The sequence below is a fragment of the Thioalkalivibrio nitratireducens DSM 14787 genome, assembly GCF_000321415.2.
In the GTDB taxonomy this organism is placed as follows: Bacteria; Pseudomonadota; Gammaproteobacteria; order Ectothiorhodospirales; family Ectothiorhodospiraceae; genus Thioalkalivibrio; species Thioalkalivibrio nitratireducens.
In genome coordinates, this window is record NC_019902.2 from 671,266 (window position 1) to 694,077 (window position 22,812).

Annotated in this window: 34 protein-coding genes and 2 pseudogenes; 30 read left to right on the plus strand and 6 right to left on the minus strand. The window is 65.3% G+C overall.

The window, feature by feature from the left end; all coding sequences use genetic code 11:
* Positions 1-112 precede the first annotated feature (112 nt).
* Positions 113-535, plus strand: coding sequence for an ElyC/SanA/YdcF family protein (locus TVNIR_RS03410; protein ID WP_015257578.1), 423 nt, complete (start codon positions 113-115; stop codon positions 533-535).
* A gap of 257 nt (positions 536-792) precedes the next feature.
* On the opposite strand, the gene TVNIR_RS03415 is transcribed toward TVNIR_RS03410, so the two are convergent.
* The gene (locus TVNIR_RS03415; RefSeq protein WP_043739222.1) at positions 793-1,215 is read right to left on the minus strand and encodes a putative toxin-antitoxin system toxin component, PIN family; all 423 of its coding nucleotides are present in this window, start codon (positions 1,213-1,215) and stop codon (positions 793-795) included.
* The gene (locus tag TVNIR_RS03420; RefSeq protein ID WP_015257580.1) at positions 1,199-1,456 is read right to left on the minus strand and encodes a hypothetical protein; all 258 of its coding nucleotides are present in this window, start codon (positions 1,454-1,456) and stop codon (positions 1,199-1,201) included. Before TVNIR_RS03420 ends, TVNIR_RS03415 begins: the two co-directional genes overlap by 17 nt.
* A gap of 174 nt (positions 1,457-1,630) precedes the next feature.
* On the opposite strand from TVNIR_RS03420, the gene TVNIR_RS20400 reads away from it, so the two are divergent.
* The 21 genes and pseudogenes from TVNIR_RS20400 (at position 1,631) to TVNIR_RS03515 (ending at position 15,892) form a co-directional block, all read left to right on the plus strand.
* Positions 1,631-1,852 (plus strand): YdcF family protein, encoded by a 222-nt coding sequence (locus tag TVNIR_RS20400; protein ID WP_015257581.1) that lies wholly within the window; start codon positions 1,631-1,633, stop codon positions 1,850-1,852.
* A 21-nt stretch (positions 1,853-1,873) separates the two neighbouring features.
* A pseudogene (locus TVNIR_RS20405) lies at positions 1,874-2,158 on the plus strand (ElyC/SanA/YdcF family protein); the annotation flags it as partial.
* Positions 2,155-2,556 (plus strand): helix-turn-helix transcriptional regulator, encoded by a 402-nt coding sequence (locus tag TVNIR_RS03435; RefSeq protein ID WP_237251725.1) that lies wholly within the window; start codon positions 2,155-2,157, stop codon positions 2,554-2,556. The pseudogene TVNIR_RS20405 and the gene TVNIR_RS03435, both read left to right, overlap by 4 nt.
* Entirely contained in the window at positions 2,546-3,862 is a 1,317-nt protein-coding gene (locus tag TVNIR_RS03440; protein ID WP_015257584.1) for a type II toxin-antitoxin system HipA family toxin, read from the plus strand. The genes TVNIR_RS03435 and TVNIR_RS03440 overlap by 11 nt, the downstream gene beginning before the upstream one ends.
* Positions 3,859-4,167 (plus strand): ElyC/SanA/YdcF family protein, encoded by a 309-nt coding sequence (locus tag TVNIR_RS03445; RefSeq protein WP_237251726.1) that lies wholly within the window; start codon positions 3,859-3,861, stop codon positions 4,165-4,167. Before TVNIR_RS03440 ends, TVNIR_RS03445 begins: the two co-directional genes overlap by 4 nt.
* A 112-nt stretch (positions 4,168-4,279) precedes the next feature.
* Positions 4,280-5,497, plus strand: coding sequence for a transposase (locus tag TVNIR_RS03450; RefSeq protein ID WP_043739223.1), 1,218 nt, complete (start codon positions 4,280-4,282; stop codon positions 5,495-5,497).
* Positions 5,498-5,805: 308 nt separating this feature from the next.
* Entirely contained in the window at positions 5,806-6,054 is a 249-nt protein-coding gene (locus tag TVNIR_RS03455) for a UPF0175 family protein (protein WP_052316606.1), read from the plus strand.
* Entirely contained in the window at positions 6,054-6,548 is a 495-nt protein-coding gene (locus TVNIR_RS18650; RefSeq protein ID WP_083499332.1) for a PIN domain-containing protein, read from the plus strand. Before TVNIR_RS03455 ends, TVNIR_RS18650 begins: the two co-directional genes overlap by 1 nt.
* A 39-nt stretch (positions 6,549-6,587) precedes the next feature.
* Positions 6,588-6,704 (plus strand): annotated as a pseudogene (locus TVNIR_RS20410) (transposase); the annotation flags it as partial.
* A 296-nt stretch (positions 6,705-7,000) separates the two neighbouring features.
* A complete protein-coding gene (locus TVNIR_RS03460) occupies positions 7,001-7,645 on the plus strand; it encodes an ElyC/SanA/YdcF family protein (RefSeq protein WP_015257589.1) in 645 nt (214 codons plus the stop codon).
* A 367-nt stretch (positions 7,646-8,012) separates the two neighbouring features.
* Entirely contained in the window at positions 8,013-9,179 is a 1,167-nt protein-coding gene (locus tag TVNIR_RS03465) for a helix-turn-helix domain-containing protein (protein ID WP_043739225.1), read from the plus strand.
* Between the two features lie 60 nt (positions 9,180-9,239).
* On the plus strand, positions 9,240-9,686 hold the full coding sequence (locus TVNIR_RS03470; protein ID WP_052316607.1) for a hypothetical protein: 447 nt from the start codon (positions 9,240-9,242) through the stop codon (positions 9,684-9,686).
* Positions 9,687-9,955: 269 nt separating this feature from the next.
* Complete coding sequence (locus tag TVNIR_RS03475; protein WP_015257592.1) at positions 9,956-10,207, plus strand: plasmid stabilization protein; 252 nt, start codon at positions 9,956-9,958, stop codon at positions 10,205-10,207.
* Entirely contained in the window at positions 10,204-10,392 is a 189-nt protein-coding gene (locus TVNIR_RS03480; protein ID WP_043739230.1) for a type II toxin-antitoxin system RelE/ParE family toxin, read from the plus strand. Before TVNIR_RS03475 ends, TVNIR_RS03480 begins: the two co-directional genes overlap by 4 nt.
* Before the next feature lie 53 nt (positions 10,393-10,445).
* Positions 10,446-10,694 carry an AbrB/MazE/SpoVT family DNA-binding domain-containing protein gene (locus tag TVNIR_RS03485; RefSeq protein WP_043739232.1) on the plus strand — a complete coding sequence of 83 codons (249 nt, stop codon included), beginning with the start codon at positions 10,446-10,448 and terminating at the stop codon, positions 10,692-10,694.
* Positions 10,691-11,092: a PIN domain-containing protein gene (locus TVNIR_RS03490; RefSeq protein ID WP_015257595.1), complete on the plus strand. Its 402-nt coding sequence runs from the start codon at positions 10,691-10,693 to the stop codon at positions 11,090-11,092. The genes TVNIR_RS03485 and TVNIR_RS03490 overlap by 4 nt, the downstream gene beginning before the upstream one ends.
* Positions 11,093-11,363: 271 nt before the next feature.
* Positions 11,364-11,807 (plus strand): helix-turn-helix domain-containing protein, encoded by a 444-nt coding sequence (locus TVNIR_RS03495; RefSeq protein ID WP_015257596.1) that lies wholly within the window; start codon positions 11,364-11,366, stop codon positions 11,805-11,807.
* Positions 11,808-12,059: 252 nt separating this feature from the next.
* The gene (locus TVNIR_RS03500) at positions 12,060-14,375 is read left to right on the plus strand and encodes an IS4 family transposase (protein ID WP_015257597.1); all 2,316 of its coding nucleotides are present in this window, start codon (positions 12,060-12,062) and stop codon (positions 14,373-14,375) included.
* A 54-nt stretch (positions 14,376-14,429) separates the two neighbouring features.
* Positions 14,430-14,933 carry a nucleotidyl transferase AbiEii/AbiGii toxin family protein gene (locus TVNIR_RS03505; protein ID WP_015257598.1) on the plus strand — a complete coding sequence of 168 codons (504 nt, stop codon included), beginning with the start codon at positions 14,430-14,432 and terminating at the stop codon, positions 14,931-14,933.
* A gap of 221 nt (positions 14,934-15,154) precedes the next feature.
* The gene (locus tag TVNIR_RS20415; protein WP_237251727.1) at positions 15,155-15,415 is read left to right on the plus strand and encodes an ElyC/SanA/YdcF family protein; all 261 of its coding nucleotides are present in this window, start codon (positions 15,155-15,157) and stop codon (positions 15,413-15,415) included.
* 231 nt (positions 15,416-15,646) lie between these two features.
* Entirely contained in the window at positions 15,647-15,892 is a 246-nt protein-coding gene (locus TVNIR_RS03515) for an alpha/beta fold hydrolase (protein ID WP_043739237.1), read from the plus strand.
* A gap of 266 nt (positions 15,893-16,158) precedes the next feature.
* Here TVNIR_RS03515 and TVNIR_RS03520 read toward each other — a convergent pair whose 3' ends face one another.
* The gene (locus TVNIR_RS03520) at positions 16,159-16,590 is read right to left on the minus strand and encodes a PIN domain-containing protein (protein ID WP_015257600.1); all 432 of its coding nucleotides are present in this window, start codon (positions 16,588-16,590) and stop codon (positions 16,159-16,161) included.
* The gene (locus TVNIR_RS03525; protein ID WP_015257601.1) at positions 16,577-16,807 is read right to left on the minus strand and encodes a DUF6364 family protein; all 231 of its coding nucleotides are present in this window, start codon (positions 16,805-16,807) and stop codon (positions 16,577-16,579) included. Before TVNIR_RS03525 ends, TVNIR_RS03520 begins: the two co-directional genes overlap by 14 nt.
* Positions 16,808-17,020: 213 nt before the next feature.
* Between TVNIR_RS03525 and TVNIR_RS03530 the strand changes: the two genes are divergently transcribed.
* The 4 genes from TVNIR_RS03530 (at position 17,021) to TVNIR_RS03545 (ending at position 19,105) form a co-directional block, all read left to right on the plus strand.
* Complete coding sequence (locus TVNIR_RS03530; protein WP_043740123.1) at positions 17,021-17,356, plus strand: type II toxin-antitoxin system TacA family antitoxin; 336 nt, start codon at positions 17,021-17,023, stop codon at positions 17,354-17,356.
* Positions 17,301-17,816 (plus strand): GNAT family N-acetyltransferase, encoded by a 516-nt coding sequence (locus TVNIR_RS03535; RefSeq protein ID WP_043739239.1) that lies wholly within the window; start codon positions 17,301-17,303, stop codon positions 17,814-17,816. The genes TVNIR_RS03530 and TVNIR_RS03535 overlap by 56 nt, the downstream gene beginning before the upstream one ends.
* A gap of 45 nt (positions 17,817-17,861) precedes the next feature.
* Positions 17,862-18,077, plus strand: a complete 216-nt coding sequence (locus TVNIR_RS03540) for a hypothetical protein (RefSeq protein ID WP_015257604.1) — start codon at positions 17,862-17,864, stop codon at positions 18,075-18,077.
* Between the two features lie 254 nt (positions 18,078-18,331).
* Positions 18,332-19,105, plus strand: coding sequence for an ElyC/SanA/YdcF family protein (locus TVNIR_RS03545; RefSeq protein WP_015257605.1), 774 nt, complete (start codon positions 18,332-18,334; stop codon positions 19,103-19,105).
* Positions 19,106-19,195: 90 nt separating this feature from the next.
* Here TVNIR_RS03545 and TVNIR_RS03550 read toward each other — a convergent pair whose 3' ends face one another.
* Positions 19,196-19,636: a putative toxin-antitoxin system toxin component, PIN family gene (locus TVNIR_RS03550; protein WP_015257606.1), complete on the minus strand. Its 441-nt coding sequence runs from the start codon at positions 19,634-19,636 to the stop codon at positions 19,196-19,198.
* Positions 19,618-19,839, minus strand: coding sequence for an AbrB/MazE/SpoVT family DNA-binding domain-containing protein (locus tag TVNIR_RS03555; RefSeq protein ID WP_006749192.1), 222 nt, complete (start codon positions 19,837-19,839; stop codon positions 19,618-19,620). Before TVNIR_RS03555 ends, TVNIR_RS03550 begins: the two co-directional genes overlap by 19 nt.
* A 405-nt stretch (positions 19,840-20,244) precedes the next feature.
* On the opposite strand from TVNIR_RS03555, the gene TVNIR_RS03560 reads away from it, so the two are divergent.
* The 4 genes from TVNIR_RS03560 (at position 20,245) to TVNIR_RS03575 (ending at position 22,646) form a co-directional block, all read left to right on the plus strand.
* On the plus strand, positions 20,245-20,454 hold the full coding sequence (locus tag TVNIR_RS03560; protein ID WP_015257607.1) for a type II toxin-antitoxin system HicB family antitoxin: 210 nt from the start codon (positions 20,245-20,247) through the stop codon (positions 20,452-20,454).
* Between the two features lie 3 nt (positions 20,455-20,457).
* A complete protein-coding gene (locus TVNIR_RS03565) occupies positions 20,458-20,685 on the plus strand; it encodes a type II toxin-antitoxin system HicA family toxin (RefSeq protein ID WP_083499333.1) in 228 nt (75 codons plus the stop codon).
* 319 nt (positions 20,686-21,004) lie between these two features.
* Entirely contained in the window at positions 21,005-21,832 is an 828-nt protein-coding gene (locus tag TVNIR_RS03570; RefSeq protein ID WP_237251728.1) for a nucleotidyl transferase AbiEii/AbiGii toxin family protein, read from the plus strand.
* Positions 21,833-22,358: 526 nt separating this feature from the next.
* Positions 22,359-22,646, plus strand: a complete 288-nt coding sequence (locus TVNIR_RS03575) for a GIY-YIG nuclease family protein (RefSeq protein ID WP_006749202.1) — start codon at positions 22,359-22,361, stop codon at positions 22,644-22,646.
* The last annotated feature ends 166 nt before the right edge of the window (positions 22,647-22,812 follow it).

Sequence of the window (22,812 nt, forward strand, 5' to 3'; positions counted from 1 at the left end):
TGCCGCGCAATCGGCCTCGGGCTCCAGGCCGGTTTCGCGGGTGTAGCGGGCGCGCAATTGCCGGGCAGGTCACCTGTTCGCCACCCTGAAATCCCTCGTCGCAATCCTCCTGATGCCACTCCCGGACCTCACGCTGGTGGTCAGTGGCGGCAGCCGCCGTACGGGCGTCAAGCCGGTGGCGCAGGGTTACGCGCAGGTGGCGCAGGCACTCGGGGTGCCGGCCGAGCGCATCGTGGTGCTGGACACGCCCACGGATACGGCACAGGAGGCGTATGCGGTGCGGGATCTGCTGGGGAGCGAGGCGCGGTTTCTGCTGGTGACGTCGGCCTCGCACATGCCGCGCTCGGTGCGGCATTTCGAGCGCGTGGGATTGGGCCCGATTGCCTCGCCGACGCACGTGCTGACCGGGCGCGGTCGGCCGGCGCGGCTCTCGTACTGGGTGCCGTCGTCGGATGCGCTGCGCAAGACGGAACGCGCGGTGTACGAGTACCTGGGACTGCGGGCGCTGGAGTGGGATCACCGGCGCGGGTTGTAGGAGGGTGGTGCGCCCGCTTTGCGGGCGTTCGCTTGCAGGCAAGCTCCTACAGGGGGCTCGGGTGGTATTGTAAGAGCGTGCCTTGCACGCGAATGGGCGTGGTTGAGGCCCGTGCGGTGGTCGCGTCTGCGGCGCGTTCGCGGGCAGCCTCGCTCCTACGGGGGGCGGACGCAGGGCGTGGGTGGTAGGAGCGGATTCCGGCCGCGGTCGCGCGCTGTCCAGTGGGCTCTGGGCCTTCGCGAGGATGTCTGCTGTGCTTATTTGCCGGGCTCGAACTTCTGCACGGCTTGCCGGGCCGAGAGAATCGGAATGCCGTGGAAGCTTTCCAGCGTGAGTAGGTCGGCGTCGCCGGACACAATGGCGTCGACGTGCGCGGCAATGGCACAGGCGAGCACTTCATCGTCGTCGGGATCGCGTGAGGCGGCCTCCGGGAGGGCATCGGGCGTGATCACATGCACGATGTCGGCGTAATCGTCCACCAAGGCTCTGGCTGATAATCCGGCGCGCAGGATGCGAACAGCGAACTTGTCACGCGCAAGCACTTCGGCCAATTCTGCCAGCAGCACCGGGCTGGTGACGAGTGTTAGCGTCTGCCCCCGGCAGGCGTCGATCAGACGTCGTGGCGCCCCTTGCCAGAGCAGGCCCGACACCACCGTGTTGGTATCAGCGACGATCCGCACGGCGGGCGCCGCGGCGTTCGGCGCGCGCGGCCTGTATTTCGGCTTGTACCTCGTCGGCAGTCAACGGTGGAAGACTCAAGGCGTCGAGCCGGGCCATGGCCTCGCCGAGGCGGCGGCTGGCCGCGGCCCGCGCACGTTCATCGCGTCCCTTCAGGAAGTCCACGAAGTCCTCGACTTCGGAGAGACGCTGCGGGGGCAGGTTTTTCAGCTTTTCGAGCAAGCGTTCCGGGGAAGTGTCCATTTGGAAGCCTCGTGGCGGACCGGCGCACGATCTGCGCGGGTCACGTGCCAGGAATTGATCTTCAATACGTTAGCACAGCCCTCTGCGACGAGTTGAACGGCAGTGCCTCTGACCCGGTGCGCGGCAAGGCCCGCCGTTCGGGGCGGAAGGATAGCGGGGCAGGCGTACGTCCCGGTGCTGGATGTGGCAGCGCTTCCCGACATCGCGGCGGTCGTGGTGCTGGGCGCGGGCTGGGAGCCGGAGGCGGACTGGCCCGCGGGCACGCGCTTGAGCGATAGCTCGGTGCACCGGCTGATGGAGGGGCTGCGCCTGCTTGAGGCACTGCCGGAGGGGCAACTGGTCGTCAGTGGCGGTAGCCGCCGTGCCGGGGAGTTGGGGATGGCACCGTGGGGTTAAGCCGCGGATGCCCAGGCACTCGGGCTGCCCGCCGCGCGCATCGTGGTACTGGACACGCCCACGGATACGGCACAGGAGGCGTATGCGGTGCGGGACGCGCTGGCCGACGGCGAGCGTTTCTTTCTGGTGACGTCCGCCTCGCGCATGCGGCACGCGGTGCGGCACTTCGAGCGGGCCGGCTTGCAGCCCATCCCGGCGCCGACAGGATTCAAGACGGGGAGCGCGCGGGTGCGGACGCTGGGGTACTGGCTGCCCTCGGCCGGCAACCCGCGCAAGACGCAGCGGGTGGGCGCATTCACGAGATGACTGCTAAAATAGGCATCAAGATCTTTCGTGACGATTTAAATAGGCAATCGGGGCGTAACGTGATGGGCCGAAAGGAGCGAACCTTTTCCCGGTATGCGCGCGAGGCGGCGACGTTGCTCGGGCGCAGGATTCGGCTCGGCCGCCTGGAACGCCGATGGACTGAGCAGGAACTGGCCGACCGCGCGGGCATCTCGCGGGCAACGCTTCAGAAGATCGAGAAGGCGGAACTGACGGTCGCCATCGGCCTGGTCTTCGAGGTCGCCGCCCTGGTCGGCGTGGTCCTGTTCGAAGCGGACCGGGAATCGCTTACCCGGCACACCGCCCGCGCCGATGAGAAGCTCGCCCTGTTGCCCGCGGCCGTGCGCAAATCGGGAAAGCCGGTGGACGATGCGTTCTGAAGGATCGCACACGGAAGTCTTCGTCTGGGTGTGGCTGCCCGGCGCAGTCGAACCGGTGGTGGCCGGTAGGCTCACCGCGGAGGGGAGCCGGCTCCTGTTCCATTATGGCCAGCGCTATCTCGCGCGGGATGACGCGATTGCGCTCTACGAACCGGAATTGCCGCTGCGGCCCGGGGTGCTTCCCTTGCGTTCCGGGTTGAGCATGCCGGGTTGCATCCGGGACGCGTCTCCGGATGCCTGGGGTCGCCGGGTGATCGTGAACCGGATGCTTGGGGCCCGGGGGGCGAGTGCCGATACGGGCCAGCTCGACGAACTCACGTATCTCCTGGAATCCGGCTCCGACCGCGCGGGAGCGCTGGATTTCCAGCACTCGCCCACGGAATACGTACCCAGGGAAGCAGATCCGGCGTCGCTCGAACAACTGCAGGAAGCCGCTGAGCGCGTCGAGCACGGACTGCCGCTCAGCGAGGAACTGGCTCAGGCGTTGCAGCACGGTACGTCGCTTGGTGGCGCCCGGCCAAAGGCCCAGATCGCGGGTGAAGGGAAAAAGTACATCGCCAAGTTTTCCTCCGCGAGCGACCTCTTTCCGGTGGTGAAGGCGGAGTTCGTCGCGATGCGGTTGGCCGCTCGGGCCGGGCTGAACGTGGCGACGGTGGCGCTGGACCGCTCGCTGAACAAGGACGTGCTGCTCATCGAGCGCTTCGACCGTGTGCTTGCGTCGGACGGATGGCAGCGCAGGCTGATGGTGTCGGCACTCACGCTGCTGGAACTCGACGAGATGATGGCGCGCTACGCGAGCTACGAGGACCTCGCGGAACGCGTGCGCCATCGTTTTGCCGACGCCTCCGCCACCCTCCGGGAGCTCTTCGGCCGGCTCGTGTTCAATATCCTGTGCGGCAATACCGACGACCATGCGCGCAATCACGCCGCATTCTGGGACGGCCAGTCGCTGCGCCTGACGCCGGCGTTCGACCTCTGTCCGCAGAATCGTACCGGCAACGAGGCCTCGCAGGCGATGCTCATCACGGGAGCGGAACGCCTGAGCCGGATCTCCGCCTGCCTGCACGCGGCCCGGCATTTTCTGCTTTCGCGCGACGAGGCGATCGATCTGGTCGGCCGGCAGGTGAGGGCGATCGTCGAACACTGGAGCGGCACCTGTGACGACGCCGATCTCGGTGCGGTCGATCGGACGTTGCTCCGGGGCCGACAGTTCCTGAACCCCTTCGCCTTCGAGGATCTCGAAGGCGACGCCGCACACCTGAAAACCCTGGCCGAAGCATGGCGTGCCGGCGCTCCGAGGACTTGAGATCCGGGATTCCGAACGATCGGGAACCGGGCGATGCCGCGGCCGCGCAGGCACTCGGCGTGGATCCCGCACGCATCGTGGTGCTGGACACGCCCACCGATACCGCGCGGGAGGCGTATGCGCTGCGCGAATTCCTGGGCACGGAGGCGCGCTTCGTGCTGGTGACGTCGGCTTCGCACATGCCACGCTCGGTGCAGCATTTCGAGCGGGTGGGGCTCGCGCCGATTGCATCGCCGACGCACGTGCTGACGGGGCGCGGTCGGCCGGTGAGCGTTGACAATGACAAAATTGGACAGTCACATTAATTGCGGGAGCTACGGGCCTAAATTGGACAGTCACATTAATTTTCCACCCTCCGCTGCTATGCTTCCGACTCATCAACGAGGCCGACGGGCCACTCTCCCACGGAGTTCCACCATGCCTTATCCCCGCTCTGCTCTGGTCTCTCTGGACGCCACCCCTTGGTACCACGTGATCTCCCGCTGCGTACGGCGGGCGTTTCTGTGCGGTGAAGACGCCGTTACCGGGCGCAATTACGAGCATCGGCGGGGCTGGATCGTCGAGCGCCTGGAGCAGTTGGCCGGTGTCTTTGCGATTGATGTTGCCGCTTATGCGGTGATGTCGAATCACGCGCATTTGGTCTTGCGCGTGGACGCGGAACGGGCGCAGGCGTGGTCGCAGGACGAGGTGCTACGGCGCTGGACGCGGCTGTACGTCGGGCCGGAGTTGGTGCAGCACTACGTGCGGAACGGGGAGGGTGGCCTGTGCCCTGCGCAACTGGACGCGGTGCACGGTTGGGCGGAAACCTACCGTTCTCGGCTGGCGGACCTCTCCTGGTTCATGCGGGTGCTGAACCAGTCCATTGCTCGAATGGCCAATGCCGAGGACCAGGTGACCGGGCGGTTCTGGGAGGGGCGGTTCAAGAGCCATGCCCTGCTCGATGAAGCCGCGGTGCTCACCGCGATGGCGTATGTCGATCTCAACCCGATTCGGGCACGCATGGCCACGGTTCCCGAGGATTCCGCGTTCACCTCGATTGCCGAGCGGCTGCGAAAGCTGCGCGCCGATGACAACGAACCGACGGCCTCGGCGACGGATGTTCTGAGCACCTACGATTCGACCCAGGAGTCCGACGGCCAGCAGAAAACCGTAGCGGCTCCGCCGGGGATCGCTGGCCTTTCGCGGGTACTCGAAACGAGCGAAACGGCTGTGGCCGTACGGACCGGGGCCCCAGCCCAGTCGTTGGCGCCCACGATGGAGCCGCTCCCCACCCAGCCGCTGGAATCCCAGCTGAGCACCCTGCCCCGCGCACCGCTGATGCCCTTCGATGCCACCGGCCGCATGGCGGCCGCGATCCCCTTTGCCTTCGACGACTATCTGGAACTCGTCGACGCCACCGGCCAAGTGATCCGCGAGGACAAGAAGGGCTACATTCCGGGCGAAACCCCGCAGATTCTGGAGCGGTTGAACATCGATCCCGGCTCGTTCATCGCCACTGCGGGGCGGATGCTGCAGCAGTTCAGTACCGCCATCGGCACACCTGGACACCTGAGCGCGCACTGCGTGACCCGCAACATCGCGTTTCTGCGCGGCATGAGCACCGCGCGGGCGCTGTTCGAGCGGAAGGCGGCCTGAGCCGTTCAGCCACTCTCGCGGACGACCTTAGATCATCGTCTTCGATGCCCCCCAACGACCCAACACCCGATTTTCCGGCACCGGTTACTCGACAGGTGTATCGTTCGCATAGTGGGCTTACAGGCGAGCAATGTCGCTGACTCGGTCAAGGACCGGTTCTCGAAGGGTCGCTGCAAGAGCCAGATCCTGCGGATAGCACAACTCGTCTTCAATTGCTGGCCCGCGTGGATCTCAAATCGATCCGTAGCCGAACGGCCAGGGTCACGTAGCACTAATTGATCCGGCCGCACCAGTCACAGGAGGTCAAGGTGAACAAGACGCTGACCATAGAGTTGCCTGTAGATGGCTTACCCTCGCCTGCCGAGTTGCCTGCCCATTTTGCTGAGGAAGCGCGTTTCTTGCTCGCCCTCAAGCTTTTTGAGCAGGGCCGTATTTCTTCGGGAAAAGCGGGGCGGCTGTGCGATATGCGCAGGGTCGAGTTCCTCCTGGCAGCCAGTCGCGCCGGCGTGCCCGTAGTTGATTTACAGGGTGATGAGCTTACCAAAGAGTTTAGCTGATGCTGCCCGAGCGTGCCGTAGTTAATGCTGGACCTTTGGTTGGATTATCCTTGGCCGGCCGATTGGATCTGTTGCCCGCTCTGTTTTCCGAATTCTGGATTCCGGAAATCGTGTTCCATGAGGTTGCCGTTGCAGGCTTGGGACTGCCTGGAGCAGATGTGCTGATCGATGCTCGCTGGAGATCCCATGTGCGTGCGGCTCCGGAGTCAGATCCGTTGCTTGTTGCCGAACTCGACCCCGGAGAAGCTGCAGTCATCACGCTCACCCGCAGCCTTTCGCCTTGCCTCGCGATCATCGACGAGAGGCGGGGACGCAGGATCGCCCACGAAGTATACGGCCTGCCGGTCAAGGGGACCGCCGGCCTTCTTGTTGAAGCCCATCGGCGTGGTCTTCTCAACGATGTTCGCTCTATCCTGCTTGATCTGCGGCGTGCCGGCTATTTCCTTTCGGATGCCGTCATTGAATCCGCTTGCTCAGCGACGGAACACCAGTAGAACACCTTCCGGCGCTTTGGTCCGCGGTGCGCCTCCGCTTTTCGAGCCACCGGCCGCATGGCGCCGCGATCCCCTTTTGTCTTCGACAACTATCTGGGACTGGGGGACGCCACCGGCCGGGTGATCCGGGAGGACAAGAAGGGCTACATTCCGGGGTGAGCGATCTCCCGATGCTGAAACTCGCGGAGAAGCGGGTTTGGGTGTGCGGGGAGGCGCAGGTGGCGCGCATCCGCGAGCGGGACCCGCAGGGGGAGATTGTTCGGGTGCGGTAGGGTTTGGGGTGGCAGACCCGTCATTGCGAGGAGCCTGCACTCCCTCCGGCACCGCGAGCCCCAAAGGGGCGTGGCAGTCCACTTGAAGAAAAATCAGGGGCCGGCGCCATCGATGCGTTGCATACATGCCGCCGGTCGTTTTTTTGTACCTGATTCTTCAATCTGACCGGACTCTGATCCATGTTCGCCACCCTGAAATCCCTCGTCGCGACCCTCCTGATGCCGCTCCCGGTCGTCCTGCTGCTGGTGCTGCTCGGGGTGTGGATGGCCCTTCGTGGTTGGCGCCGAACCGGCTTCGTCACGGGCTTCGCCGGGTTCCTGCTGCTTTTCCTCGCGGCCTGGAGCCCGGTCGCCGATCGGCTGCCGGAGCCCTTGGAGCAGGCGTACGCCCCGGTGCTGGACGTGGCAGCGCTGGGCGACATCGTGGCGGTGGTCGTGCTGGGCGCCGGCTGGGAGCCGGACGCGGACTGGCCCGCGGGCACGCGGCTCAACGACAGTTCGGTGCACCGCTTGATGGAGGGGCTGCGGCTGCTCGAGGGGCTCCCGGAGGCGAAGCTGGTGGTCAGTGGCGGCAGCCGCCGTGCCGACGAGGCGCCGGTGGCGCAGGGCTATGCCGCGGCCGCGCAGGCACTCGGCGTGGATCCCGCACGCATCGTGGTGCTGGACACGCCCACGGACACCGCGCAGGAGGCGTACGCGGTGCGCGAATTCCTGGGCACGGAGGCGCACTTCGTGCTGGTGACGTCGGCCTCGCACATGCGGCGCGCGGTGCGGCATTTCGAGCGGGTGGATTGGCGCCGATTGCCTCGCCGACGCATTACCTGACGGGGCGCGGTCGGCCGGTGCGGCTCTCGTACTGGGTGCCGTCCTCGGATGCACTGCGCAAGACGGAACGTGCGGTGTACGAGACCCTGGGACTACGGGCGCTGGAGTGGGATCACCGGGGGGGGTGTAGGGGGGTGGTGCGCCCGCTGTGCGGGCGTTCGCTTGCAGGCAAGCTCCTACAGGGGGCTCGGGTGGTTTTGTGGGAGCGTGCCTCGCACGCGAATGGGCGTTGGTTTAGGCCCGTGCGGTGGTCGCGCTTGCGGCGCGTTCGCGCGCGAGGCGCGCTCCTACAGCGGGGGGTCGCCGAGTTGAAGTCGGGTAATGAAAAACACAATGTGTGCTAGAATCGTCACTAAGAGAGGGCGTGATGAATACCGAGCACATCAGTATCAACCTGCGTCGCCTGCGCAAGGATCGCGGCTGGACCCAGGCCGAGCTGGCAGACATGGCGGGTTTCTCGTTGAGCGGTTACCGCAAGCTCGAGCGTGCCCGGGTGGGAGAACCTCGCCCGGAGTCTCTGAAACAGATCGCACGGGCGTTGGATGTCCCTTTGCGGGAGCTGATGGTTCCCGTTCGGGGTTTGGAGAGGGTGCGTTTCCGTTCCTTCAAGCGGTTGAAGAGCCGCGAACAGCTACTGGCGGATGTGGCGATATGGTTGCGCGACTTCGCCGATCTTGAGGCGCTCATCGGTGAGGTGGTTCCACACTCGCTGGAAGAGCTGCTGCCGCAGTCGAGCGGCCCTCGACCCGGGGCGATCCCGGAGTTCGCCCGGGAGGTGCGTGCCGCGTTCGCGTTGGATGAGCGTGAGCCGGTGCACGATATCTGCGGACTGCTGGAGGCACGCGGGGTCAAGGTCTGGTCGGTGGCGGTCCCCAACGATGCCTTCATGGGTCTCTCGGTGGGTGCTCAGGAGGTGGGCGGCCCTGCCGTGGTAGTCAATACCTGGGAGCGGTTGCCGGTCGAGACCTGGATCTTCAGCGCGGCCCACGAACTCGGGCATCTTCTGATGCATTTGGGCGCCTACGACGTCCACCAGGTTGCGGAAGACAACGCGGAGGAGGCGCAGGCGAATCAATTTGCCTCGCATTTCCTGATGCCGGACGGCGCCTTCCGCCGCGAGTGGGAGGAAACCGCGGGTCTTGCTCTGGTGGAACGTGTGCTGAAAATCAAGCGCATCTTCCGGGTGAGCTGGCGCACCGTGCTCTACCGTGTCGCGGGGGCGTTGCCGGCGGGGGAGCGCGCCGGGGTCTGGGCTCGATTCAATCTGGAATACAAACGGCGGAGCGGGCACACGCTGCTCAAGCACGATGAGCCGGGGGGAATCGACGCAGAGGTGTACCACTCTGTATACGGCGAACGGCCGGTGGGCCGGGAACCGTCCGGCATGGATGTGTGTGACTTCAAGGAAGACCGGATGGCGCGACTGGTGCGGCGCGCTCTGGAGAGCGGAACCATTTCGCTCTCCAGAGCCGCAGAGATTCTTGGGCTTCCCCTGGAGGACATGCGCGAGCGGACGGCATCCTGGGTGGCCTGAACCGGCCCAGCAGGGACGCACAGGCCAATCATCACGGATGCCAACGTCCTGATCGACTACGTGCAGTCCGACCTCTCCGTTCTGGGGATGTATGGGTTGCGCATCGAGAGGGTGGTTGTACCGGCTTCGGTGCTGGCCGAGGTGCGGCAACTTTCGGTCGCGGACTGCGAGCGGCATGGTTTGCAGGTCTTCGATGAGCCGCTTGATATCCTCTTGGCGGCTGGCGAGGCAAGGGGGCCGCTGTCGTTCGCGGATCATGTGTGCCTGTTGGCCGCAAAGCGCCTGGAACTGGTTTGCGTGACCAACGAGAAGCCGTTGCACAAGGCCTGTCGTGCGGCGGGCGTGGATACCAAGTGGGGATTGACGCTCCTTCTCGAACTCGTGGACGCGGGGCAATTGGCCAAACCGGTGGCGTTGGAGATCGTGGACCGCATTCATGTGTCCAACCCCATGTTCATCCACCACGGTATCGTCTCGGACTTTCGGGCAAAGCTGGCGCGCTTGTGACAGGGCTCGTTGAGTCCGTCCGCTGCAAGGCGGCGCTTCAAGCACGGGTTTGACCTTGTAGGAGCGTGCCTCGCACGCGAAGGGACGTTGGTTGAGGCCCGAGCGTTGGGCGCGTTTGCGGCGCGTTCGCGAGCAGGCTCGCTCCGACGGGGGTGGGACGGGCATGCCGAGGGAGATCGCAACTGGGGTGGCACGCGGTGCCCACATTCCCACAAAACCACAGATGTGGGATACTGCTCGGGTGGTCGCGAATTCCCCGAGGAAACTGCATGAGTCGACTAACGATCGATATCACGGAGCAACAGCACCAGGCCCTGAAAGCCATGGCGGCCTTGGCCGGCAAGAGCATCAAGCAGTTCACCCTGGAGCGACTGTTCCCGCCGGGGAGCGAAGACCAGGCAGCGGAGGAACTCAGGGCGCTACTGGCTGAGCGCGTCGCCGAGGCCCATCGTGGCGAGTATGCACAAGGCACCATCAGCGAGATCGCCGAGAAAACCCTGCATTCCGAATCCAGCGGGTGAATCGCGCGTACGTGCTCACGCGGAGCGCTCAGGCCGATCTTCAGGAGATCATCGGCTACACGCAGCGTGAGTGGGGTATCGGGCAGTGCAGGGCCTACGTCGAACGGTTCGAAACGACCGCGACCGAACTCGCCCTCGGACTCGGCTCGAATGGCATCCACGAGAGTGCCATCGTTGATTCGTAAGCGCGATTGCCTTACCCTCATGTAAGGAAGACGAAATAAGTAAGGTGATCGCAATGACTACAGCCACTCTCACCAGCAAAGGGCAGATCACCATCCCCAAGGAAATCCGGGAGCAACTGCTGCTGCACGCAGGCGACAAGCTCGACTTCAGTCTGACCGAGGCTGGCGATGTCCTCCTCAGGCCTGTGACGCGTCGGGTCGATGAGGTCTTCGGGCGGCTCAGAAAGCCGGGACAGCCGGCGTTGACCCCGGCGGAGATGGACGTTGCGATCCATCAGCAGATGAAAAAAAGCGCGACATGAAAGCGATCGACACCAACATTTTGGTGCGCTTTCTGGTGAATGATGACCCGCCACAAGCTGAACAGGTGCGGCAGCTTTTCTCGGGCGCTGAGCGGCAACGCGCGACCTATTTTGTGCCGCTCCTCGTCGTGCTGGAGAGCATCTGGGTACTGGAGTCCGCCTACCAGGTAGGGCGCAACGAGCTCATAGAGGTATTCAGCGATTTGTTGTTATTACCTGTTCTCGAATTCGAACAGCGCGAAGCCGTGCAGGCGATGCTGCAGACGGCTGGGAACGACCCGCTGGATTTGCCTGATCTCCTGATCGCGAAAAGTGCGCTGCGGAACGGCTGTGACTGCATTGTGACCTTCGACAAAAAGGCCGCGCGAAGCGATGCCTTCGAGTTGCTGACACCCTGATCAATTCCGGGGACAGTTTACCCAAGCCGGGCGTGCGCCAGATCGAGAGGCCTCAGGGAATAGGCTGAGCACGACCATCTTGGCAGAAACCCCCGGCGTGCGAGAGCCCGGCCCGTTGAGCGCCGGCGTTTGGCGCGCCTGCGGCGCGTTCGCGAGCAGGCTCGCTCCCGCAGGGGGAACTGGACGAAATGTTGCTCATTTCACTCAAAAACGTTACGTTGACTGAAATGGGCGACATGTTGGGGCCGATATGCCGGCTAGCATCCCGCATTTGACGACCGAAGCGCTGCAGCGTCATGCCCGTGAACTGGCGCAGGTGTTGCGCCAGCGCCGCAAGGCTTTGGGTGTGACGGTGCAGAATGCGGCGGCTGCGGCCGGGATGTCCCGCGATACCTGGTATCGCATGGAGCGCGGCGAGTTGACGGTCACCATCGCGGCTTGGTTCAACGCGCTCGCGGTATTGGGGCTGCGCTTTGGTGTCGGTTTGGACAAGCCGGAAACCGAGGCTGCGGCGAGCGATACGATCCCGCTGGCAATCGCCTTGGCAGAGTACCCGCAGCTTGCGGCGCTTGCCTGGCCGATGGGTGAGAAGACGGTGCTGACGCCGCGCGAGGCGTTCGATGTCTATGCGCGGAATGAGCGGCATCTGAACGTGGCCGCGTTGACTCCGCGGGAAAAAGCCTTGATCGACAACCTGCGCACGCTGTTTGCCTGATCATGTTCGCCCGACCGCATCACCAGCGTGTTCACGAAGTGCTGCTGGCGCTGGATGCAGCCTTGCTGCGCGAACACGAGTGTTACTTTGGCGGCGGCACGGCGATTGTCTTGCAGCGCGATGAGTATCGCGAATCCGTCGTTATGGACTTCATGGTGTCGGACGTCACGCGCTACCGCGCGTTGCGTAGGGCTGCCCTATACCCACATCTAGTGCTGGACAAACGCCTGCCGGCCGGGTACCGTGCCGGGCATGTGGGAGCAGAGCCAGATCAAGCGCACGTTGAGCGCGCCGGCGAACCTGGCTCGGGTGCAGGCGCTGATCCGGGAAGCGCCGGAGTTGCACCGCACGGGGCTTGCGGACCGGGTCTGTGCCACGTTGGGTTTTCTCGATGCGCGTGGGCGCGTGCAGCGGGCGGGCTGTTTGAAGGCGCTGCGGGCGCTGGAGCGTGCAGGCCGGATCACGCTGCCGCCTGCGCGCAGCACCCCGGGGCGCGGGGGCCAGGGCCGGCGTCTGGGGGAGGCGGTGCCGGCACCGCAAGGCGTGGGCCGCGAGGTCACCGAGCTGGAGGGCCTGGAGCTGGTACGGGTGGACACCGCCGAACACCGGGCGCTCTGGAATGAGCTGATGGCGCGTGAGCACCCGCGCGGGATGGGGCCGCTGGTGGGCGCGCAGGTGCGCTATCTGGTGGGTTCGGCACAGGGCTGGCTGGGGGCGCTGGGGTTCGCGGCGTCGGCACTACAGCTGGCCGCCCGCGATGCCTGGATCGGCTGGGATCCGGCGCTGCGGGAACGCCATCGGCATCGTGTTGTTGGCTTGAATCGGTTCCTGCTGCGTCCGGGCGTTTCCTGTCGGAACCTCGCCTCGTGGACACTGGGTCGGGCGTTTCGGCGGCTGGGGGCTGACTTCGAGGCCTGCCATGGGTATCGTCCCTGGCTGGTGGAGACCTTCATCGAGCCTCCGCACACCGGGGTCAGCCTGCGGGCGTCGAACTGGCGTTTTGTGGGCGAGACCTGTGGCCGGGGTCGCCAGGATCGCGGCCACGCCGCGGAAGAGACACGCAAGGCGATCTATGTCTATGAACTCGAACCCGACTGGCGCGCACGGTTGGGCGTCGGTCCGGCACCGGCACGAGGCGACACGCCGCTGGAACCCGCCGAGGGTCTGGATGCGCAGCAGTGGGCTGAACACGAGTTCGGGGGTGCGCCCCTGGGGGACAAGCGATTGACGAAACGACTGGTGGACAGCGCCCGGCGCCAGGGCGAGGATCCGCTGCGCGCGTTCACCGCGGTGGCCCGCGACGACTGGGCGGCGGTGAAGGGCTACTACCGGCTGATCGACCAGCCGGAGGACTCCGACGTGACGCCGGAGCATATCCTGGCGCCGCATCGGGCGTGCACGCAGCGCCGGATGCAGGCGCAGGCAACGGTGCTGTGCCTGCAGGATGGCACCGATCTGAACTTCACCACCCGCCCGCAGACGCGCGGCGTCGGGGTCATCGGCCGCAACCAAACCGGTGCCGAGAGTCTGGGGCTGCATCTGCACTCGACGCTGGCGGTCAACGCCGACGGGCTGCCGCTGGGCGTGCTGCAAGCGCAGTTCGAGGCGCCGCAGCCGCGGGGCGACGCGGAACCGGCGCAGGAAGAGAAAAAGAGCTTCCGCTGGATCGCCGGTCTGCGCGATGCAGCGGCACTGGCGGCGACCCTCCCCAATACCCGGGTGATCAGTGTCGCCGACCGGGAGGCCGATGCGTTCGAGCTCTATGTCGAGCAGCAGCGTCACCCCGCGGTGGAGCTGGTGATCCGCGCCCAGCACAACCGCCGGCTTGCCGACGGGCGGCGCCTGTTCGAGGTCGCCCGGGCGACGGCGAGCCGCGGCTCGGTCGAACTCCCGGTCGATGGCCAGAGCCTGCGCACCAAGACCAGCAAGCGCCCCGAGCGCCTGGGCCGAGCGGCACGGACCGCGGAACTGGAACTGCGCTACACCCCGATCACGCTCCGTGGCACACCCGCCGGTGCCGATCAGCCCGTGACCCTCGAACTGACCGTGGTGCATGCGCTGGAACGGGATCCGCCGAAAGGGGAAAAGCCACTCGAATGGTTCGTCCTGACCACGCTGGCCGTCGCCTCGGCCGAACAGGCCGCCGAAATCTTGCGCTGGTACCGCCTGCGCTGGCGCATCGAGGACTGGCACCGGGTGCTGAAATCGGGTTGCAAGATCGACGAACTCGGCCATCACAGCGTCGAGCGCCTGGAACGCGCCATCGCGATCCGGCTGGTCATCGCCTGGCGCGTGATGCTGATGACCCTGCTGGGCCGCGAGGCCCCGGCGTTGCCGCCGGAACTGCTGTTCTCGGACGTCGAACTGCGGGTGCTCGGCGACTACGCCCAGTCCCGGCGCCGGCCCCGCCCCACCCGTCTCCAGGAAGCGGTCCGCGAAGTCGCCATCCTCGGTGGGTACACCAACCGCAATCACGATCCGCCGCCTGGCCACCAACTGATGTGGCACGGCTACGCCAAACTCACCACCATGTCCTTTGCCTACGCTTTACGAGATGAAATCGAATGACACCGCCCCGTATCGACTGGTCTGCGCAACTTGTGGGTAAAGGGCAGGCGTAGGGTGCTGCAAGACCGCGATACCTTGGCGCGGTTCTTTGGGCTGGGGCGAGGCCCGCTCGCGGCGCTGCCAGAGGTGCGTGCGGATCAGTATGGGATTCGCGCTGCGTTGCCACTGAAGACCGGTTCGATCAAGTTCGAGATTGTGTTCGAGGCGCGCATGACCTTGGATCGTCCCGGCCCCGAGGATCAGATTGTTGGCATTGCTACGCTGGCGCAGGTGGATCTCGTGGCCACCAAGTTGCTCGCCAACGTGGACCGCTGGGCCGATGACGGTGTGATGAGCCGTGACATCCTGGATCTGGCGATGCTGCAGCCGACACCGAAAACCTGGAGCGCTGCGGTGCAGAAGGCCGAAGACGCATACGGCGCGGCCGTGTTGCAATCGCTGAAAAAGGCACGGGCGCGGTTGCTCGACGATCCGCAGCGTCTTGCGCGCTGCATCGAGGCGCTGCAAGTCAGTACGCCGCAAGCGCTTCTCTACCAGCGCCTGAAGGCATTGCCTTGAGCAGGCATTCGGGGCAATCGTGCAAAGCGGCGAGGGCGTTGGGATTGGCTTCGTGAAGCTGGCCACCCATTCCGCGTCTAGCGGGCCGTGGATTCCACGTGAAGCCGGCCACTCGTTCCGGGGATGCCGGCCACCCGGGTATCGGAGCGAAGCGACGCGGGTTGTGCATGGTTACGGGAATCGGGTCCTCGGGGTGAAGCCGCCGGGTCGTCACGGCGCCCGTGGCGCAGGGCTACGCACAGGCCGCGCAGGCACTCGGGGTGCCGGCCGAGCGCCTCGCGGTGCTGGACACGCCCACCGATACCGCGCAGGAGGCGTACGCGGTGCGCGAATTCCTGGGCACGGAGGCGCGCTTCGTACTGGTGACATCGGCCTCGTACATGCCGCGCGCGGTGCGGCATTTCGAGCGGGTGGGATTGGCGCCGATTGCCTCGCCCACGCATTACCTGACGGGGCGCGATGGGCCGCACCGGCTGAGGTAATGGGTGCCGTCGTCGGATGCGCTGCGCAAGACGGAACGCGCGGTGTACGAGACCCTGGGCCTGTGGGCGCTGGAGTGGGATCACCGGCGCGGGTTGTAGGCGGGTGGTGCGGCCGCTGTGCGGGCATTCGCGTGCAAGGCACGCTCCTACAACACCACCCCACGCCCCTGTAGGAGCGAGCCTTGCACGCGAATGCAGCTTCAAACCGGGGTCTGACCCCTTGCTTTTCTCATGCCTTTGATTCTTCTTCACGGCTGGTCGGACACCAGCGCTTCGTTTACCCACCTGGCGCGGCATTTGGCGCGGGTCGGGGCGGTGGCGGGCGGCGACGTTCGCTCGATTTCGCTCGGCGATTACCTGTCGATGAGCGACGATCTGCGCTTCGACGACCTGCAGGCGGCGCTGGACCGGGCCTGGGACGATCACGGGTCTGCGCAACGGGGTTCAGACCTTGCCTTATGCCTCGTCGATGCATAGTGGGCTTTCCAGGGATGGACACAGGGGGGGCGAGGGTGGCTCGACCGTTACGTGCGGAGTATCCATGGACGCTGGATCACGTGACCGCCAGTGGTAACTGGCGAGGCCGGATCTACCTTGATGAAGCGGATCATCGGCGGTTCGTCGAGACCTGGCGCAAGCGGTGCAGCGGTTCAACCAAGTGCTTTCGGCGTACTGCCTGATGGGCCACCACTACCACGTGCTGGTGGCGAAATCTGACCCCATGGGTGACCCCATGGGCTGTGTCAGTGCTTGCCTGGTTCAGCCACGAAGGGGTTGACGATCTCTACGCCGGCAAACCGGCGCCCTGCCTGCATGTCTTCGGAAAACAGGACGGCACAATCGGCCTGGATCGCCATCTGAACGATCATCCCATCCCAGAACGAAAGCTGATGTTCGATAGACAACCGCGCCGCCGATACCACGTCATTGGTCCGAGGCGTCATCACATCGGCGCGAGCAAACAACATCAGCTTTTCGGTCGCAATACCGGGGTCGACACCCAGCTTGCGGGTTGCGGCCCAGAAATACTCCTGCAGCACCTGGATCGAGATCACCGCACGCCCCGGGCTTCTATGCTCCTGCCACAGCGACAAGGCGCGATCCTGCTTTTCCGGCGCATCCAGGTCGTCGGTGTAAACCAGCAGGTTGGTATCGAAAAAGCTACGAGCGCTCATGCACTTCGTCACGGTTGAAGCGCCAGTCTCCGCGCCGGCCCTGCGATAGCTTGCTCAATTCGCGCAGACGTTCGAATTCTTGGCTCGGCGCGCGCTGACCGGCAAGTTCCTCGAGGTAGTCGCGAATCAACTGGTTCAGACTCTTGCCCCGGCGGGCCGCCTCGGCCCTGGCCTTCTCGATCAACCTTTCATCGGCGGACAGCGTGATGTTCTTCATGATCTTCTGTCCTGTGCACACAGGCACCCAGAATAGCATAGGGATCGGTCCACAGGGGCCAGCGGCATCGATGCGTTGCGTATATGCCGCCGGCCCTTTTTTTCCTGATTCCTCAGCAGCGCGAAGTGATGCGTTTGAGCGGTTGACATTTTTTTCGTGTGTGCCATTCTGGCGCCAGCTACACGGAGGCTTGGCAACGAGAGGGGTGTCGCAATGACAGCGGCAACGGGGAGAGAGCAGGAAAAGCGGTTGGTCGCCCGCGCCAATGCCGAGATTCATCGAATCATCCAGGAGGCGGCAGAGTGGCAGGGTTCGACCGTTTCCCAGTTCCTGCTGGATGCGGCGCTGGAGCGAGCCCGCGAGGTTACCGAGCGGGCCACGCGGATCCACACGAGCCGCGAGGCCTTCGAGAACATGATGGTGGCGCTGGATCAGCCTGCACGTCCCTTGCCCCGCCTGCGGCAGGCAGCGCGACGTTACAAGGAAGAGGCTCATGCCACGGATCCGGAAGGAGCAGCTGAGCAGAAATCACCACCGCGCGGGCTTTGACTGCGGGGTCGAGGAGCTCAATACGTTCATTCGGAATACGGCCCGGCGACAGGACGAGCGCCATCTCGTGCGGACCACGGTGTTGGTCGATGTCGATCGCCCCGAGCGCATCCTTGCATACTACTCTACGGCTCCCTGCGAGATTGCACCGCCGCCAGGGGTGCCGGCCTGGAGGAACGATCCTCACCCGGTGCCCTTCCTGCGGATGGCGCGGCTCGCTTCGGATCTAAGCGTTCGGGGGCGTGGCTTCGGTGAACTCGCGCTGCTTGCCGCCATTGAGGATGCCGCGACCATCTCCCGGGGATTTACCGCGATTGGTGGGCTGGTAGTGGATGCGAAGGATCAGCACGCGGCCGTTTTTTACGAGCGGTTCGGCTTTGTCAGGATCGAAAAAGCTGGACTCCAGCTCTTCATGCCCATTCAGGACTGCGTGTCCCTCATGGATGAGCCGGGGGCGTGATGAACATCGTCCCGCCTGGGGGCTCGGGTGGGGAGCGTGCCGCGCATGCCCTACGCCTGCGGCGTGGTCGTGCATTTGACCAGCGCGCTGATCGTGCGCGACTGGCTGAGCCGGTACTTCGCAGTGGACGCGTCGCCGGTGAAGCACCTGGTGATGCTGGCACCGGCCAGCTTCGGGTCGTCGCTCGCGCATATGGGGCGGTCGGTGCTGGGGCGGGCGATGAAGGGCTTCGTGCGCCGCCAGGAGGGGCAGGGGCGCTGATGCGCGAGCGGGCTGCGGCCGGGCAAACCGTGCTGGTAGTGACCGCCTCGGCGGAACGAGCGGTGCGTGAGGCGCGCCGGCTGGATCGCCACGGGGCTTCGCCCCTCGCGATGACGGTGGGGGTTGGGGGCCGTCACTGCGAGCCCCGCAGGGGCGTGGCAGTCCACGCGGCGGCTGGATCGCCGCGGGCCTTTGCCACGGCCTTCGGCCTTGCAATGACAGGCCCTCGCGATAACGTTTCTGTGCGCTGACGCATGCTCGACACCCTCAAACCCCTCGTCGGCGCCTTCGCGGCGCCGTTGGCGCTGGCGACGCTGCTCGTGCTGTTGGCCGCGCTGGCGCTGTGGCGGGGCCGGCGCGTGCTCGGGCGTCTGCTGCTGGTGCTGGGCCTGTTGCTGATCTTCCTGTCGTCCTGGGCCCCGGTCGCGAACCGCCTGTTGGCGCCGTTGGAGGGCGCCTATCCGCCGGTGTGGGATCCGCGCGATCACGGGGACGTGACTGCGGTGGTGGTGCTCGGTGCCGGGTGGGAGCCTGATTTCGATGCTCCTGCCTCGATCCGGCTAAGCACCAGTTCGTCGGTGCGCCTGATGGAGGGGCTGCGCCTGCTTGAGGCACCGCCGGAGGCGAAACTGGTCGTCAGTGGCGGTAGCCGCCGTGCCGACGAGGCGCCGGTGGCGCAGGGCTATGCCGCGGCCGCGCAGGCACTCGGGGTGCCGGCCGAACGCATCGTGGTGCTGGACACGCCCACCGATACCGCGCAGGAGGCGTACGCGGTGCGGGAGCTGCTGGGGACCGAGGCGCGGTTTCTGCTGGTGACGTCGGCCTCGCACATGCCACGCTCGGTGCGGCATTTCGAGCGGCTGGGGCTTTCACCGATTGCCTCGCCGACGCATTACCGGACGGGGCGCGACGGGCCGCACCGGCTGGGGTACTGGGTGCCGTCGTCGGACGCACTGCGCAAGACGGAACGCGCGGTGTACGAGTACCTGGGACTGCGGGCGCTGGAGTGGGATCATCGGGGGCGCTGACCCGATGCGCGGCAAGGCCCGCCCTGAACCACGGGGCTTGCCGCGCACCGGGTCAATTGTCGTGTTCCGGTACCCAGACGACACTGGTACTCACCTTGACTCCAACCAGGTCTGAAACCGCGCGGGCTCCATCACGGGGACCGAAAGCGCTTCCCGCAGGGCAAGGATGTCTTGGTCGCCGCTGACCAGCACGTCGGCCTCCGCCTGTCGCGCCAAAGCAATGAACATCGCGTCCGCCGGGTCACGGAGACCGGGGGGCGAAGGTTCATCACCCGTAGTGAAGGTTTCGGCATACGGAAGGTAATCGGCGAGCAGCGCCTCGCGTTCGCCAGGGTCCAGCTTGAACTTGGGGTAGGCCAGCACGCGAATCAGTTCCACGGCCGTGCCACGGCTGACCAGCGGAACGACCCGTCCGGACTGCCAGGCCCGTCGCAACCAAGCGAGACGTCCGCGCGAGAACAGCAGGGCCGATACGACGCAGTTGGTGTCGAGTACGGCCCGCGGCGGTCCGGTCAGCGACCTCTTGCCCATTGGATGGCATCTCGCGCGTCGTCTTCCGTGATCCCGAGAGCTTCGAGTTTCTTGCGCACGGCGTCCGCGTCCTGCGGGCGCACCGGGGTCAGCACAATGCGTCCATCTTCAGCCGACACGTCGAAATAGGTGGCATCGCCCACGGCTTTCAGGATCGCCTTCGGCAGCGTCAACTGGTTCTTGGAGGTTTTCTTGGCAAGCATCGCGGCCCTGCGGCAGAACCATCAAAGTAAGGATTCCTTATTGTAGCTGAACGGCCTCGCGTCGGCCAACGCGATCCGGGGCGAATGGCAACGATGAGAGGGATCCTGAAAAAGGAGCTGTCCGCGAGCGCGGACCTTCTCGCCATCCACGTGCATCCCGCGCCACATTCCTGGGCACGGAGGCGCGCTTCGCGCTGGTCACGTTGGCCTCGCACGGGCGGCGCGCGGTGCGGCATTTCGAGCGGGTGGGACTGGAACCGATTCCGGCGCCGACGGGGTTCAAGACGGGGCCCGACCCGGCGGCCATTCGGCGGCGCACCGTCGACCTGTTTGATACTATGCGTACACATACCTGTCAGGGCACTGGGGACGGTCGTCGCCCGTCCAAAACCTGGAGGCTTGATCATGAGACAGTACTCTGCAGTCGTCGAACGCTGCCCGCAGACCGGGTATTACGTGGGCTTCATTCCCGGATTCCCTGGTGCGCACAGTCAGGCGGAAACGTTGGACGAGTTACAAAGCAACCTTAAGGAAGTCATCGAGATGCTGCTGGAGGACGGCGAGCCGCAGTTGGAATCCGAGTTCGTCGGAGTTCAACAGATCGCAGTTGCCTGAGCGGTGGGCAACCTTCCCGTTCTTAAACCTCGCGAAGTCGTTGCAATCCTTTTGCGACTCGGTTTCGTCGAGGTTCGCCAAAGAGGTTCGCATAAGCACTTCAGGCATCCGGATGGAAGAGCGACAACGGTGCCATTCCACGCCGGCCGGCACATCTCCACACCGTTGCTGCGGCAGATCATCAAGGATATCGGGCTCACCCCCGACGATTTTCTGACCAACCATGGATGACCCGGTGCGTGGCAAGCCCCGCCGATCAGGGTGGGGAAGGATCGCGCGGACGCTGTAGGCGCCGTTGGGTCTTCAGGGTGGTGTCCGCTGCTCTTCGATGAATTCACCCATACCAAGCGGTCACCGGCCGATATTCTGGAAAATACGCGCCTGGTGGGCCGGCCGCTACGCATGGCCACACCGCAAGCGGCCTGGCGTGATCTGAAGCGGGTGGGCCGCAACACCCATCTGGTCGATGCGCGGGCCCTGGCCGATGACTGAGCGGGTCGATTTCTCCGCGCTGACGGCTCGGGCAATGGCGCAGTCGGGTCGTGGCCACATGCGCCCGGTGATCGAAAAGGAACTGCTGCACTACGACATCCTGTTCGGGCTCGACCGCGACGGGCTGCTCGATGAGTTGACGTTTCAGGGCGGGACGGCGCTTCGTCTCTGCTACGGCTCACCCCGTTTCAGCGAGGGTCTGGACTTTGCTGGCGGGCGAGACTTTTCGCGCGCGCGGGTCGACGGCATTAGGGCCGCACTGGAAGCCTACATCGGCCAGCGCTATGGCCTCGAGGTGATCGTGCGTGAGCCGGCCGAGCTCGTCGATGATCCGGGCCACCGCGGCATTCATGTCGACACCTGGCAGATCGCGATCATCACCGCACCCACACGGCCTGATATTCCGCGGCAGCGGATCAAGCTCGAAATCGCCAATGTCGAGGCCTATTCTCGACAGCCGCGCAGCCTCCGTCTCAACGATGACTTTCTGCCCGATGGCTACGGCGATACGCTGGTGTTGACCGAATCGCTGGATGAGATCATGGCCGACAAACTGGTGTCGCTGGTCAATGATCAGCGCTACGTGCGCCATCGGGATATCTGGGATTTGCGCTGGCTCAAGCAGCAGGGGGCGGCGGTCAATCCGGGGTGGGTCGCAAACAAGATCGAGGACTACCGCATTACCGACTACCGCGACAGGCTGGACGACCTGCGCGCCAGATTGCCTGCCATCGTCCGCAGCGCTGCCTTTGCCCAGGAAATGAACCGCTTTCTGCCGGTTGACGTGCAGCAGCGAACCCTCGCAAAACCCAAATTCCTGGATTTTCTTGCCAGCGAGATCGATGGTCTGCTGACAACAGTTCGGAGCGCGCTGCAGTCTGGGTGATGAAATTCGATGTCGACAAGGACGATCAGCAGAGCCGGTCCTGCGGATGCCGTTGACGGTCCCCAAGGGGCGGAGGCCATTTTGGGCGATGACAGAGCCTCGCGATGACGGTAGGGGCTTGATGACCGTCACTGCGAGCCCCTGTCATTGCGAGGCCGAAGGCCGCGGCAAACTGGCGTGGCAGTCCACACGCCGGCTGGATCGCCACGGGCCTTCGGCCCTCGCGATGACGGTGGGGGTTGGTGCCGTCACTGCGAGCCCCGCAGGGGCGCGGCAGTCCACGCGCCGGTTGGATCGCCACGGGTCTTTGGCCCTCGCGATGACGGTGGGGGGTAGGGCCCGTCACTGCGAGCCCCTGTCATTGCGAGGCCGAAGGCTGCGGCAAACTGGCGTGGCAGTCCATGCGCCGGCTGGATCGCCACGGGCCTTCGGCCCTCGCGATGACGGGTGGGGGTTGGGGGCCGTCACTGCATGCCCCGCAGGGGCGCGGCAGTCCAATTGCAGCAATGGGCCAAGGAGGGCCGGTATGAAGCAGCCATGCGTGTACATGATGACGAACCGCCGAAACGGCACGCTGTACGTTGGGGTTACCAGCAACCTGGTACAGCGGGTCTGGCAGCACAAGTCCGGGGTCGTTGAAGGTTTCACGAAACAATATTCTCTGCACCGGCTGGCTTGGTTCGAGGTACACGAGACGATGGAATCCGCCATCTCCCGCGAGAAGCAACTCAAGGCCGGGAACCGGAAACGGAAACTGCGGCTCATCGAGGCGCTGAATCCGGACTGGCGAGACCTGTACGCCGACATCCTTTGAATGGTGGTGTCAGCCCCGCAGGGGCGCGGCAGTCCACGCGCCGGCTGGATCGCCACGGGCCTTCGGCCCTCGCGATGACGGCTGGGGACTGGGGGCCGTCACTGCGAGCCCCGCAGGGGCGCGGCAGTCCGCGCGCCGGCTGGATCGCCACGGGCCTTCGGCCCTC